17 protein-coding genes are annotated in these 13,512 nt (G+C 61.6%); 3 read left to right on the top strand and 14 right to left on the bottom strand.

The window, feature by feature from the left end:
* From KBZ07_RS08090 to KBZ07_RS08030, 13 genes are all read right to left on the bottom strand, one after another.
* Nucleotides 1-301, bottom strand: a 301-nt coding sequence (locus tag KBZ07_RS08090) for a hypothetical protein (RefSeq protein WP_254931131.1), incomplete at its 3' end; no start/stop codon positions are given.
* A gap of 101 nt (nt 302-402) precedes the next feature.
* Entirely contained in the window at nt 403-576 is a 174-nt protein-coding gene (locus KBZ07_RS08085) for a hypothetical protein (RefSeq protein WP_254931130.1), read from the bottom strand.
* A 556-nt stretch (nt 577-1,132) separates the two neighbouring features.
* Nucleotides 1,133-4,612 carry a tetratricopeptide repeat protein gene (locus KBZ07_RS08080; protein ID WP_254931129.1) on the bottom strand — a complete coding sequence of 1,160 codons (3,480 nt, stop codon included), beginning with the start codon at nt 4,610-4,612 and terminating at the stop codon, nt 1,133-1,135.
* Nucleotides 4,609-4,860 (bottom strand): hypothetical protein, encoded by a 252-nt coding sequence (locus KBZ07_RS08075; RefSeq protein ID WP_254931128.1) that lies wholly within the window; start codon nt 4,858-4,860, stop codon nt 4,609-4,611. Before KBZ07_RS08075 ends, KBZ07_RS08080 begins: the two co-directional genes overlap by 4 nt.
* Nucleotides 4,857-5,429: a DUF2939 domain-containing protein gene (locus KBZ07_RS08070; protein ID WP_254931127.1), complete on the bottom strand. Its 573-nt coding sequence runs from the start codon at nt 5,427-5,429 to the stop codon at nt 4,857-4,859. The genes KBZ07_RS08075 and KBZ07_RS08070 overlap by 4 nt, the downstream gene beginning before the upstream one ends.
* A 294-nt stretch (nt 5,430-5,723) precedes the next feature.
* Nucleotides 5,724-6,149 carry a hypothetical protein gene (locus tag KBZ07_RS08065; RefSeq protein ID WP_254931126.1) on the bottom strand — a complete coding sequence of 142 codons (426 nt, stop codon included), beginning with the start codon at nt 6,147-6,149 and terminating at the stop codon, nt 5,724-5,726.
* 326 nt (nt 6,150-6,475) lie between these two features.
* Nucleotides 6,476-6,718, bottom strand: coding sequence for an RES family NAD+ phosphorylase (locus KBZ07_RS08060; RefSeq protein WP_254931125.1), 243 nt, complete (start codon nt 6,716-6,718; stop codon nt 6,476-6,478).
* A complete protein-coding gene (locus KBZ07_RS08055) occupies nt 6,715-6,930 on the bottom strand; it encodes an MbcA/ParS/Xre antitoxin family protein (RefSeq protein ID WP_254931124.1) in 216 nt (71 codons plus the stop codon). Before KBZ07_RS08055 ends, KBZ07_RS08060 begins: the two co-directional genes overlap by 4 nt.
* Nucleotides 6,930-7,142: an antitoxin Xre-like helix-turn-helix domain-containing protein gene (locus KBZ07_RS08050; protein ID WP_254931123.1), complete on the bottom strand. Its 213-nt coding sequence runs from the start codon at nt 7,140-7,142 to the stop codon at nt 6,930-6,932. The genes KBZ07_RS08055 and KBZ07_RS08050 overlap by 1 nt, the downstream gene beginning before the upstream one ends.
* Before the next feature lie 95 nt (nt 7,143-7,237).
* Complete coding sequence (locus KBZ07_RS08045) at nt 7,238-8,584, bottom strand: hypothetical protein (RefSeq protein ID WP_254931122.1); 1,347 nt, start codon at nt 8,582-8,584, stop codon at nt 7,238-7,240.
* A gap of 2 nt (nt 8,585-8,586) precedes the next feature.
* Nucleotides 8,587-9,012: a hypothetical protein gene (locus KBZ07_RS08040; RefSeq protein WP_254931121.1), complete on the bottom strand. Its 426-nt coding sequence runs from the start codon at nt 9,010-9,012 to the stop codon at nt 8,587-8,589.
* Between the two features lie 3 nt (nt 9,013-9,015).
* On the bottom strand, nt 9,016-10,314 hold the full coding sequence (locus KBZ07_RS08035) for a hypothetical protein (RefSeq protein WP_254931120.1): 1,299 nt from the start codon (nt 10,312-10,314) through the stop codon (nt 9,016-9,018).
* Between the two features lie 66 nt (nt 10,315-10,380).
* Nucleotides 10,381-10,626 carry a hypothetical protein gene (locus tag KBZ07_RS08030; RefSeq protein ID WP_254931119.1) on the bottom strand — a complete coding sequence of 82 codons (246 nt, stop codon included), beginning with the start codon at nt 10,624-10,626 and terminating at the stop codon, nt 10,381-10,383.
* A gap of 170 nt (nt 10,627-10,796) precedes the next feature.
* On the opposite strand from KBZ07_RS08030, the gene KBZ07_RS08025 reads away from it, so the two are divergent.
* Nucleotides 10,797-11,846, top strand: a complete 1,050-nt coding sequence (locus KBZ07_RS08025) for a DUF4145 domain-containing protein (protein ID WP_254931118.1) — start codon at nt 10,797-10,799, stop codon at nt 11,844-11,846.
* A 35-nt stretch (nt 11,847-11,881) separates the two neighbouring features.
* On the top strand, nt 11,882-12,583 hold the full coding sequence (locus KBZ07_RS08020) for a hypothetical protein (RefSeq protein ID WP_254931117.1): 702 nt from the start codon (nt 11,882-11,884) through the stop codon (nt 12,581-12,583).
* A 61-nt stretch (nt 12,584-12,644) separates the two neighbouring features.
* Here the strand turns inward: KBZ07_RS08020 and KBZ07_RS08015 are convergent, their stop codons facing one another.
* Entirely contained in the window at nt 12,645-12,905 is a 261-nt protein-coding gene (locus KBZ07_RS08015) for a hypothetical protein (RefSeq protein WP_254931116.1), read from the bottom strand.
* A gap of 122 nt (nt 12,906-13,027) precedes the next feature.
* Here KBZ07_RS08015 and KBZ07_RS08010 point away from each other — a divergent pair.
* On the top strand, nt 13,028-13,512 hold a 485-nt coding region (locus tag KBZ07_RS08010; RefSeq protein ID WP_254931115.1), incomplete at its 3' end, for a toll/interleukin-1 receptor domain-containing protein.

Genomic DNA, 13,512 nt, shown 5'->3' with positions numbered 1-13,512 from the left:
CGCCGTCGAGCACCGCATCACAGCGCTGCAGCAGCCGCTCAAGCCGCGCTCGCTCGATGTTGTTTTCGCGAAAGTCTTCCTCCAGGTAAAGCTGCCGGGGCTTGGGCAGGGCTGCCACCAGCTGGTGCTGGGACGTGTGTGGATGTTGCTGACGATGCTCAGTGATCAGCTCAAGGAACAGTTCGGCAGCCTCTGAGTCCATCCCAGCCGCCAGGCCATTGAGGAGAATCAATGGCGTGTGTGGCAGCGCCGAGAGCAGCTCCCGGATCAGCTCACAAAAGCGCTCACGCAAAACCGGCAAATCCTGCGGGCGCGGGTCCCGATGTCCGGCAAGCGCAACCACAAGAGGCACGGCTCCGGGATCTTGCACCAAACCTGTACCTAGCAGATCCTGAATCGCCATCAGTAGCTGGAATGGATCAGGGCGGTCGGGATCTCATCGGCAATCAAGTCTTCTAGCCAATCGCCCATGGGATTGGGGGTGAACAGAGGCAGAGCACCTAGGCCCTGCTGCAGATCCTGGGACAGCAAGCGTTGGTAGCCCAAGGGCATCGAGTGGTTTTCGCCTTTACTCACAGTAGGGAAATCACAGGAGTTTGCCAGGGCAGATCTCCACTCGCAGGACAACTCAGCCTACCTACATCCGGAGCTGCTTGACCCAGCTGTGGGCGGCACGGCAGCCGACAGGTGCTAGGCAGTCTTAACTGAATTAGAGGTCTTGCATGCTTTGCAGTACCCACCCGAACGCCCTGAACCGAGCGAGCCATCGCAGTTTCCATTGGAGCAAAAAATGGCGCCGCAGTTTTGACAGCGAAACGCAATTTGCCGATTATTTGCCAGTGGGCGATCGCAAAAATTGCAGTTGGCCATGGATTCGAGCTTTGGGATACTTTTGGAATTTAGCCATCGCTGGCGACCAAGGCAAGCGTTTCGGCTTTATAGGGGCGTCAACTCCCAGGCCGACTCTCCACTATTTTCAAGGTCGGATTAAAAAACAACACTGATCAATCTTGCTTGTGATCAATAGAGAGAATAGACAGATTAATTCCAATCAAGCCTAATGGCCTTCGATCCCGAACGCGGAATGTTGATAGTAAATGAAGGTGTCACAATGGCCAGGGTGCAGAGTGCTTTACTTCTGCAGCTCAGCGGCATCACGCAGATCAATCGCCAGCTGATTGATCGCTGCCAGCACTTCAGGGTCATCTTCACCATTTTTTTCCATCAGGGCCGTCAGCTCCTGGCGGCGCAGGTTGATGGCCTCCTCCAGGCGCCCCTGCTTGGAAAGGAAGTCCGCAAAACGGCCCATCACAGCCAGCGTTGCTGGATGGGCATTACCCAACGCCTGCTTGCGCCCGGCCAACGCCCGTCTGAACAGCTCCTCAGCGCGGTGATCGTCAGCCTGCTCCTGGGCCACTGCAGCAAGCTGGCAGATCACGGCCAACGTGTCGGGATGGCCTGGGCCCAGCGTGCGTTGAAACGCATCCAGGCAGCGGCCCAACAGATCAGCTGCCTCGCCAAAATGCCCCTGCTCAAGCCGCAGCACGCCCAGATTGTGGAGCGAGCTCAGGGTGTCGGGATGCTCTGATCCGAGCACTGCCACTCGGGTTTCCAGGCAGCGTAGGTAGAGCGCTTCTGCCTCATCAAGGCGATCGAGATCGCCGTAGAGCATCGCCAGATTGCCTGCTGCGATTAACGTATTTGGATGGTCATGGCCAAGTAGCTGCCCGAAGTCATACACGCATGCTTCCATTAGCTCCAGCGCCTGCTCGTGCTCGCCCGTGTCGTGGAGCAGACCGGCGAAATTGAGACGCGTTTTGAGCACCTCAGGATGGTTAGGGCCTAGTCGGTCCTCCCGAACCGAGAGGCACCGCTGATGAAGCGATCGGGCTTGCTCATACTCCCCCATCTGTGAATAGAGGAGGGCCAGGTTCCCCGCTGCGCTGAGGGTGCTGGGGTCGTCAAGGCCAAGAACCTGCTCGCTGGCCTGCAGACAGCGTCTGTAGAGGTCTTCCGCCTGCCGAAAGTCGCCACGCTGATGGTGCACAGAGGCCAGGTTGCCAAGAGACAACAGGGTGGAGCGGTGATCAGTACCTAGAAGCAGCGAGCCCTCCCTCAGACAGGAAGCATGGAGAAGCTCTGCCCGGGAATAGTCGCCGAGGTCTGCATACAACCGGGCCAGGCTGCTGACTGTGTCGAGCGTGGAGGGATGCCGGTAGCCAAAGCAGCGATGGCTCTGCTGGAGCACCTGGCGATAGAGGGATTCAGCCTTGGAGAAGGAGGCGGCATCGCGATACAGCCCGGCGAGATCGTCAATGCTCACTTGGGCTTCCTGAGACAGCACCCCAAAGTGGTGTTCTGCTGTGCTCTGGCAGCGCTGATAAAGCGCTTCTGCCTGCTGAAAGTCGCCCCGCCTGCGTAGAAGTGCCGCAAGAGACCGCATGCTCCACAGCAGCGAATAGGGCTCGTTGTCCTGCTGGGCCAGCTCCTCCTCGAGCTCCAGCGACAGTGTTCGCAGCCGCACTAGCAGATCGCCTTCCAGTCCTGCATCACTGAGCAGGTCAGCAAGCTGACCAACAAACCAGGCCAACAGCTCGGGATCATCAGCTAGGGCCTCAATCTCGCGCTCAACATCAACGGCGATGAGTGCATCGAACTCCGGGTCATCCGGTTGCCGTGCCGCCCGCCAATAGCCGAGCAGTTCGCGGTTGCTCCGCTCAGAGCAGAGCGAGGGCAGTGCCTCCTGGTCGAGCAGCAGGCCCCTGAGCTCTATGAATCGCTGTGCCTGGCCCAGCTGCCAGGGAAGCTCCTCGGCCTTGCGCCCCTCCCACTCCTTCTGCGCGCCAAACCAATCAGCAATCGCGCAGTGGGCAGCCCTTCTGTTCTCCTCACTGCGCAGGTAGCGCATCTCCACCGCCTGCCGCAGGAAGTCATGACCGAAGACCAGTCGGTTCCCGCTGCGCCCCAGGGCCTCCTGCAAGGCCAGATCGATCGGAGCCCACTGCAGCGGAGTCAGCTGGGTGATCGCCAGCAGTTCAGCTTCCGGCAATCCGGCGCGGCTTGCCCATAGCGCCGTCAACGCGGCCGTGCAGGCCGCGCCGTTGCCATCAATCTCCAGCTGCTGCAGCACCAATCCATAGAGCTCTGCCACTGAGGTGGCCTGCAGGTATCCAGTGAGCTGTTCCGCCAGCGTCTCGTAGCGACCGCACTGGCGCAGCTCTTCCAGCAGCACCCGCAGAAACAGTGGTGAACCCGCTTGCGGGTGCCCAGCGATCAACTGGCGCAGGCCCCCATCTAGCTGTTTGGTGTAGCGCTGCAGGTAGCGCTGAATCAACTGCACCTGCTCTTCTCGCTTGAGTGGTCCGATCTCCAGCAACTGGAACTGCCGCTCCTGAACGATTGCCCGGGCCGGAAAGTTCAGCGCGCTGATCACCACGCTGACGCCCTGTGGAATCAGCAACGGCAGCCACGGCAATGCTTGCTGGTCCTCTGGCGCCAGACGATCCAGCCCATCCAGCACCCAGATCCAGCGATTGCCAGTTTTGCGACACCATCGACCCAGGCCCTGCAGCGTCTCCGCCACCTTGGCGGTGAGCTCCCACCAGTCTTCTGGCACATCTATGGAATCACTGATCAGCGCGTGATCGAGCAGCAGAGCTGAGGCCGTATCCAGCATCCGGCCCAGCAGGGGCCGGATCGCACTGGCGTCGTTGCTGCAGCCGAGGTGGTGGGTGTACACCACATCACCGGGGTGTTCCAGCTCGTGCTGGTGCATCCAGTTGGCGATCAAGGCGCTTTTGCCCGATCCGGACTCGCCGGTGATAAGGATCTTCTGCTGACCACTGCTGACGAATGCCTCCACTTGGTCGACATACTCCTGCCCCAGGTAGACACCAAGCCGTGATTGGCGATAGCTGGCGTGCTTACGCGCTTCCTTCTCCAGCGCATCGGCCTGATCCAGATTGGGAAACTGCTCTTCGATCAGCGACAAGAGGTCCGCTTCGATCTGATCGGCGATCGCCTTGGGGTCCGGCAGGGTTTCTGCCACAGGAAAACCGCTAGTGCGGATGCGGTCTTTGAGGGCGGCGAGTTTTGCCTCTTCTTCAGGTGTGTCGCAGACAAAGCCGGGTTCGCTTTGCGCCTGGCTCCACGCCGGATCGCGGAAGTAGAAGAATGCCCGGCCGGCCATCTTCGGGTCGTTCAGCACCCCGTGCAGGATCTCCAGCTCGGTGACGCTGGCGCCGCCCTGGTGATCCCTGATCCACCCCAGCTGCTCCTGCTCAAGCAGCTCAGGTGGATAGTCACCCGGCTGAGGTGTCCAGCCGTAGCGCTCGCCCAGCATCCCAATGAAGTAGGGCCTGCAGCGGTCGATTTCCGCCAGGCAGATGCCGATCACCTTGCCCTGCTCGCTCTCCTCCTCCGTGATCCCCCAGCGCAGGTCCACATCCACCACCTCCACGCCCCGCTCCTGAGCTCTGCGGCGCAAAGAGGGAAACACCTGCTTGACGAGCAGATCGCGCTCCTCCATGAAGTCGCGAAAGGTGCTCGAGAGAAAAACGCGGATCTGGCGGAATTCGGGGGGCGAAGCTCCTGCGAACAGCGGCGAACTCATGGCAGCAGGCCAGCCTCCCTGAGAAAGGGCCTGCAGAAATCACGCGGGTGGCCCCGGGCGGCATCCAGGCGGCCATGGGCGCCGAAGCAGGTCATCCGCCGGCGCTGGGTATCGCTGAGGTGGGCATAGCGCAGCCGCTCCAGGGAAACCCCGGTGTAAACATCCTCGGTGCGCTGCACTAACCAGGCCCAATACCCCATGCAGGCCCCCGAGAGGATCACTGGGATCAGCAGCCACCGCCGCCTCACGGCAGCGTCAGCGATGTGAGCTTCCAGCTGACAAGCTCCCGGCGCTCGAAGTTGAAGCGCACTGTCTGCCCGTTGCTGCTGTCGCTGGCTGCCACCACAAACAAGTTGGGTGTCTTGTAGGCCATCGACACCGACGCATCGCTGCTGCTGGTGTCCGGCAGCTGGGGGACCTCGGGGCCGGAATCGGCCCCCATTCCCTCCGGCGGCCTGCCGGCCATCAGCGTTTTCAGCCCGGCCGGCGAGATGTAGGCATCCACAGCGGCATTGATCATTGGTTCGGCCAGCGCATAGCCGAAAGCACCCATACCGAAGTTGACCAGCGCGTTGCCGCCGGACTGGCGCGTGATCTCCTCCGACAGCTTGACCTTGAGTTGATCCTTGAGCGACGAGCGCAGGCTGGGGAAATCGACGTGACGCTCGATGCCAGGCAGATCCTTCGCTTGGATCGCCTCCCGGAACTGGTTGATGCTGATCCAGGGGGTGGCGTACAGGTAGCCGCCTGCACCGAGGATGCTGGCACCGATCAGGCTGGTGACTGCTTTCGACATCGTGGCCTTCAGATCGATCATTCCTACTCTCCCATGGCCTATCGGCATAGTCGAAGACGTTCAATCAGGCATTGAAAAGACGAAGACACCACCAGCATTCACGCTCACCTCAATGTCGCCGTCGTTGTCGCGGCGCCATACCGCCGGATAGGCCTGGCCGTTCCCGCTCCACCACATCTAGAAAGCGGATGATGTAAATCACGCACAGGGATGCCGCCAAACGGCCATTGGTGTCGCCAGAACCAACAGCTCAATCATCGTGTCTCGTCACAAATAGCAACTGTAATCAGAGATGGAAATCGGCGCAGATAGGCATCACGGCAGCCAGCGACGTCGCGCCTGTACAGATTGGAGCCCATCACCACAGAGATCCAGAACTTCAGCCCCCACTCTGCGAATCGCCAGTGCCACTGATTGACGCAGGCCGGGATCGCTCAAATCCTCATGGGCCTGTGCCGTGATCAAGGGCAGACGGGTCAGCTCCAGACGTCTGAGATGTTGCCTGAGGCGCTCCTTCGCGACCAGCGGCAGGGGTCTTCCGAGCCAGAGAGTGGCCATTGTCACCCCAAGCAACAGCAACAACTGATCCAACCAACGCTCGTGAAGGTAAAGCGATACGGCCATCAATGCCGCCATGGCGCCCAGACACACAGCCATGGCACGAGCAATGGAATCATGTTGCAGCAGAGAACCTTCAAGTCGCCCCTCACGACTGCGCAGGATTTCGATCACGTCGACCAACTGCGGCCGCTGCCAGGCGGCTGCAGGCGGAGTCAGCCAAAGCCAAAACTGATGGGCTTTGAGCAACCCCACAAGCGCGCCGTGGTCATCCTTGCGATCCAGGGGCTGCCCTGGCGGCAAACAGTCGGAAGGCGATTCCTCCAACTCAAAACAACTCCAGAGGTCTTCGATCCAAAGGACGTCAGCAATGCACCACCATTGCTGGGCGCGTTGCCGCAAAGGTTGACGTGAGAGCAACCAGACGCCCAATAGCAGTACCAGCAGTTCAGGAACGACGGTAGGTAGGAGCTGGGCAGCTGAGCCGGCTCCAGGCTGAGACGTTGCTGCTAGTGCTTCGCTGGAACATCGATCGCCACCAGCCAGCGGCGCAGCGGCAGACCCTGATCACCCGTGACGTGCACCACTGTTTCCAGCCAGGCCAGGGCGATGGAGGTGGAGGCATAGATCACCGGCAATCCCAGGGAGTTCCAGCGTCCTGGATCGTTAGCTGCTCCCTGGCCGCTGAGATCATCGGCGCGCCAGCTGGGGCCCTGGGTGGCGATCAGCCAGAGGAGCTGTCTATTGCTCACACGTAGGCGCTGGAGCGCTGAGCGCCGATCAACCGGCACAGCTGTTCACGGCCCTCGGCGGTGTCCAAGAAGGCGGCAGGGGTGGCCCCGCCCAGGGCCTGATTGGGGCGCTGCAACCAGCTGGCCAGCCAGCGGCAGGCAGCAAACCCCTGGCCATCGCCGCAGTCGCGCACCACCGCCTCCACTTCGCCGATCAGCCGCTGCAGACCCATCAACCGTTCTGTTCGTCAGGGCTGAGCCGCAGCTTCTGGTTCAGCTTGCGGTTGATGGTGGAGATCTTGAGACCGAGGAGGGCGCACAGGGTGCTGCGACCGAGGTCTGTTGCCTCCTCCGCTTGGCGAAGCCAGCTGGCCGGCACGCCCTGGCGCAGCAGACGGACGCGATCGGCCAACAGCGCCTCCACCCACGCCAACGGGGTGGGCATGGGCAGAGCGTCTTGGGCTGCGAGCGCATCGACCGGGGCGACCACCATTGCCGTTGCTCATCTGAGATTTCAACCTAGATCGCTTGAGCAGGTCTTCACACGCTGCCTTCTGCGCCGCCGGCCGTGAGGCTGTCGTTCACCACGTCCACCAGCTCGCGGCCGGCCTTGAGCACCGCCTGTTCCACCTCCTGCCGCAATCCCCCCGCCGCGCTGAGGTCGTCGCTGCGCTGGGCGCGGCGCAAGGTTGCCAGTGGGTCCTCAAGGGCAGCCACGCCGCGCTGCCGCCGCAGCGGCAGCAGCAGCGGAATTGGCCGCAGCAGGTTGAACAGAGCCAGCAGTGCCGCTGTCGGCAGCACCAGGGCATCGGTCCAGCTCTGGGCGAGCGCCGCTGCCAGCAGCAGCGTCAGCCCCAGCAGCCCAGCCAACAGGCGCAACCAGAGCTGGAGCTGACGCCGAAGTTGCTCACCCCGGCGCAGCTGCATCTGCAAACCCTCGAACAGCTGCAGGGCATCGATCAGATCGACCCGCTGCCAGCACCGTACTTCGGGCCGCTGCAGTTCTAGAGGTAGTCGATTGGCCTGCAGGGCCTGCAGCAGCAGCAGCGGTTCCTCGCCAGCAACGGACCGGCGACCCTCAAACAACTGGTCGCGCACCCGCTCGGGGATGGCAAAATCAGCCCAGAGCCGCTGCAGCGCCAGCAGCTGCTGACGGCACCAGCGCCGGTTGCGCTCCTGCAGCCCCGGCTGGCGGTGCAGCCACCACCAGGCCGCAGCGATCAGCACCAGCCCCGGCAGCACGCGGCTGCTCCACTGCCAGAGCAGCAGCCCAGCCAGCAGGGCCAGCGGCAGTAGCAGGCGCTGAACCAGCTCCAGCCGTGCCGCGCCTGTGTTGCCCTCCTGCCCTAGCAGCTGCAGGGCCGCCAGCGGTGCAGGCAGGTCTCCCTCCAGATCGGTGGCGTCCAGCGGCGCAAAGCCCCGGTGCAACTGGTGCCGCAGGCGGCCATCGTCGCCGGGCGGGCGCCAGATGCTGAGCAGCTGGCCTGGTTGCTCGCGCAGCATTCCCCCGCTGAAGAGTTCTGCCGCCGGCCGCTGCGTCGCCACCAGCAGCAGCGGCGCTTCCAGCAGGTCATCGCGCATCACGCCACAGCTGAGCCGGCCGCCATCGAGTTCAATCAACCGCGCCCCCAGACCCTCGGCGAGCTGCTGCAGCACCGGCCGTAGCTCCAGTGGCAGGGGCCGGCAGTGCGGCCGCTGCGGATCACGCCCGGCGCTCGGCAGCCAGTCCAGCCCCGCCACCAACAGCACCAGCGGTGGTGCCCCCGGTTGGGGCCGCCAATGTTGTTCCAGCTCCACCTGCCATTCCGTCAGCAGCGGGAAGCGGCCGGCGCTGATGGCAGCAGCTAGCTCGTGATCGATCAGCAGCCCGGCGCTGGCGCAGAACACCCTCAGCTGTGGTGGCCGTCTTCCTGTAACTGGTACGACTGAAACAGGTCCTCGGCCAGCGGCGGGTAGTAGGTGTCACCCGTTTCGGTGACGTGCTGCAGCCAGAGCTCCAGCAGCATGCTGTCGTGCAGGGTATCGGCCCAACGCCGGTCTTCTGCCGTTTCGGCGGTGTTGCGCAGGTAGCGCAGCGACGGCGTCTCGAAGGCATCGCCCTCCCGCAGGCGGGGGGCAGGAGGGGCCTGGTTGGTTGATGCAGGCGCTGCCGCCGCAGGGGTGATCTGCTCAAGCAGTTGTGCTTCGCTGAGCAGGCCGAAATCCTGCTGGTTGTACTGCTCCTCCATCTCAGCGGTGCTGCCGCTTTCGTTCTTCCAGCGCTCCAACGCGCTGCGCAGCTCGGCAGAACGGTTGTTCAGGGGTATCCAGGCCATGGATCAGAACCCCTCCTTGCGGGCTTTCATCGCCTCGAGGTAGGCCTGCAGGCGGCCGTCACGTTCGTCCATAACCGTGGGTGAGTAGGAGGCCTTCACTGCTGCATTCTGCGACAGCTGATAGATCAGCAAGGCAGCCACCCCGGTGAGGATGATCGAGACGATCAGGAAGAACAGGGAGAAACCGAGCAGGCCGAACTGCCCCTTGAGCAGCTGCTCCCAGAACTGATCGGTCGCTTGGGCGACCGCTGTGGTGCCGTTCACCCATTCCAGCTCGCTACCTCGCTCGCGGAAGTGCTCCGCGAAGATCTCTGGCTCCTCCTTCTGCAGGAAGGCCAGCGGCGGCATCGACTGGCTGGTTCGCGCCTTGCGTTCGATTGCTTCGCGGAGGTCGCGGGCTTTCTCGCTGTTCTGCTCTTGCAGCAGTTTCTGCTGGGTGCAGGCGCCCGGCACTCTCCCCACCGAGCCGTATTTGTTGATCAGAGCTTGGGGCGTCAGCCCCGCATTGGCCGCTTCCGCAGCCTTCGAGCCGTAGGCCAGTACATAGGTCGATTGGAATGCTTTCTCGTTGCTATTGCGGTCTATCTGCCCCAGCTGCTGCTTAAGGCGATCGCACTCGGCTGCTGCTGCCTTCAGTTCGGGGCCACCTTCCTCCAATCGCGACAGCTCCTTGCGGTCTCCACTGATCTTCTGCTCGATCAGCTGCTCGCTATAGCGGGAGGCGACCGCCCGTGAGCCAATGAACAGGTCGATGCCCACCCCGGAGAAAGCGGTCTTAGCCAGGCTCAACAACAGAAAAGCCCACAGGGCAAGCGTTGCCGTGCGCGCATGGTTGGCGTCATGGCGGTCGGTGGCCTTCTCTCCCGCCACGTTCGAGGCCCACAGGATCAAGAAGGACAGCACCACTGCACCGGGCCAAGCCATCCCCGCCAAGGGACCGGCCAAGCCGAACTTGAACAACGGCAGGGTGCAGAAGAAATCCCACAACGTGGAGATGCTCATCAACTTGGCTGTGGCATTCACCGTGGCATCGGTGGTGGGTGTGGCATAGGAGCGACCACGCATGTTGCGAACCGGCACCCAGACGATCTCGCGGACACGACCCACCAGACCTGTCGCTGGACTGCGCAGGATGCGGTCGTCGGCGATGCCGATCCGCTTCCGGGGCGTCGCTTCTCCAGGCCTGTAATCCACCTTGGCCTTATCGGCCTCCTCGCGCAGGTGGCGCAGCTCCGGCCGTCGCTTGATCCAGTCGATCAACTCATCAAGATCGATATCTCCGATCGGTCGTTGGCTTGGCATGGATGGGACTCGCGGGAATTGAAGAACGGTCGTCAGGCTGAGCAGGGCTATAGCTGGCGGATTGACTCAGTCGTCCGAGAGGTCAACGTCTTTCAGCAGCTCAACAGCTAGCTGGAGCTTGTGCACGTCAATTGACCATCCAGCAACTGATTCAGCCTTGCCCTCTTCGGTTAGCTTTTCAATCAGCTTGTAAACATCACGTGGGTTGTCGAGCTGGGCTCGGCTCGGCTCCGACACGGTGCTTGGCATACTTTCTGAACAGTTGTAGCCATTCCTCAACTCATGCGGTTGTGGAGAACTGGTGACATCCATGCGCCATGGCGGAGCTCAGCTGTTAGCAGGAGCTTAAGACGAGCTTACGGCCTTACACGTAGGCCTTCACACCGTCAAGGCAGCGACCTATGCGCAGACTGCATAGTTTGACGGGATGGGGCTGTGCGGCCCCATCCGGGCGAGCATTCGTGCTCAGCCGGGCATCCGCCATGCTCCTGAATGCCTTCGACGTGGACCCTGGAGCAGCGGAGCGCACCCTGGAACTGCAGTGGGGGGAGCTTTTTGGGCTTGGTCTACAGGCCGATCTGCTTGTGGTGTCTGCCTGGGTGGGCAACTACGAGCCTGTGCCAGGCACCCTCGTGCAGCGGCTGCAGCAAGCCTGCGGGCTGGAGCTGGGCGCATTACCTCGCGCCCTTGATCTCACCAGCTGCGCGCTGCAGGCATGGATCAGTCCACCACTGGCTGAGCTGGCAACACCTCCCCGCTGGCCGGATGGATCCAGCACGCACTTCCGGCGGATTGCCGTGGTGGAAAGTGAGCGCCAGAACAATGGCGCGTTGGCGACTCCCTGGCCGGTGTTCCGACAGCTGTTCAGCCTGCTGGCGGTGCTGCCGTTGCAGGGCATCCATTGCCCGGTGGTGGCCTCACCACTCTTGAGTGCGGGCAACCAGGCCGTGGCGCCTGAGCGTCTGTTCCCGGATCTTCTCAGCTGCTGCCGTAGCGGTTTCCGGCATGTGCCAGATCTGGAGCGCCTGATCGTGTTCGATCGCCAGCGCGAATCCTTGGATCTGCTGGCAGAACGGATCGATCTCGAGTTGGGCCGCAGCCCCGGTGCCCGTGATGTCGTGCCACTGGGAGATCTCGATGAACTGCGCGTCGAGCTACTGGGCTTGCTGCGCGGGTTTGGGCGACTGCATCCTTTGCTTACAGCGGAAGTGGACCTCAGCGAACTCAGCTATTTGCTGGCCAGTGATCAGGTCACCCCCGTGGCCCTGGGCATGCACAGCCGCCGACTTGTCGAGCGGTTGGTGCGACATCACCTCGGTTGGCGAAAAGGGGGGCTATATCAAGGGCTGCAGGCGTTGCAGCGTCGTGAACTGAACCCTTGGATCGTGAGCTGCCTGCACCAGGTGCGGGTGTTCGGCAACTGGATGGGCCACCCAGCTCCCCCTGAGCGGAGGCAGGTTGTCACTCCCGTGGATCTGGCCACCATGTTGACAGCGCTGCACCGTGTTCTGGAGAGCTACCCATGGCGTTGATTCGGGGGACGATCGCAGCCACAGCTGCCGCAATTTTGGTTCTGCTGCCAAGCGCCGCAGTTGCCTCCGATGGCTACTGGCTGGATCAGTACAACGCCCTCCTGTTCATAGGGCTGTTCCGGCTGGACACGGAACTTGAAGAGATGAAGCAGAAGGGAGCTGCTGTGGTGATGGTGCATGCAGACAGCCTCCCTGATCCGCTGTTGCGCTGGATCGCCTGGCGCGCCAACCGGGCCAAGCTCAAGCCGGTGGCCTGGATTCAGCGCCCCACCGCTGACAACCTGACGCGAATAAGCAAGGTGTCGGGCTACAAGGCGCTGCAGGTCGATGATCACTTCTTTGCCAAGCCTCCGGTAGAAATCGCCAGCTTGCGGTCGCTATTGAGCGACCGGCAGTTGTGGTGTTCCTTCCAACCCGGCCAGTACACCTGGCGAGCAGCAAGGCTCTGCGACCACGTTGACATTCAGCTCTATCGCAACAGCTGCAACTCCACCATCGACGCCGCTTACCGCCTTGGGGTCGCAGGACGCAGAGATACGGCCATTGCTGTCTATCACGATGGCTCAGAAGCTGATGATCGCCGTTTGAATTGCTTCCGGGAGTCCTTCCAAAGGATTGGCAACCGTGTGTTTGTCTTCAAGTGGAAAAATCCTGAGTATTGGCTAACTCCCTACACAAGAGTTTTTTGGCAAATGCTGTCCAGGCTTCTCTCTGGAGCGCCGGTTCCCAAGCCATAAGCCCCTGGCGCGATCCTGGGTTCCTCGGCAATGGAAGGTAATGGTTCGTGCAGGCACCAGATCACTTCTTATCTGCTTTTCCGTTACTGTTGGAACTGGAGCGCCAAAGGGCTTCTGCCGAATAGAGAACTAAAAACTCTGAAAGCAGGAACCAGACCCCTTCAAATCCCACATTGATGCGATGACGAAGTTCTTCGTGGGGTCTTTTCAGGGCAACAGCTTGTTCAAGGGCTATGTAGTCCTTGATCGACCAGTAGCCAAAATAAACGGAAAAAGATAGCCCTTGGACGAGAATTAACGCATAAAAAGCTTTTCTAAACATGTCAGGCGTTGCCTTGGCTCACACTCGGATTTTCTTGTCAGTCTGCCGCGCAGCCCATATGGCTTCACGAATGGTCATCTGATGTGGTGTAGCTTGTCACGGAAGGTTCACTTGACATAGCGATGTCTGCAACGGTGTTTGTCAGTTATTCAAGTGCTGATGCCTCGCTGGCCAACTCGATCTATACCTATCTGAACCAGCGCGGCATTCGAGCCCTCAAGGCTCCGGAAGACATAAGGCCCGGGCAGGACTGGGCCGGCTCGATTGCGGCCATGATCGATGACGCCAGCCATATGGTGCTGATCTGGACCAGCGGTTCGATGGCAAGCAAGGAGGTGGCCAAGGAGCTCACCCTGGCGATGCAAAGCAACACGGTGATCATTCCCTTCCAGGTTGAGGACCTCGCACCTGCAGGCGCCTGGCGCTACCACCTCGCAAATCTGCACTGGCTGCAGGCCCACAGCACTGATCACGACACGGCCTGCCGGAGCCTGTTGGATCAGATCAAGGGAATCCAGCCTGCTGCTGCCACTCAACCCATTGCGACCAGACGTCGCAGCAAAGGGGCAGGTGCCCTGATCGCTCTGGTACTAAGCCTCGGCGTATT

The organism is Cyanobium sp. BA20m-14, assembly GCF_024346295.1.
This window is presented reverse-complemented; position numbering and strand designations above follow the sequence as displayed.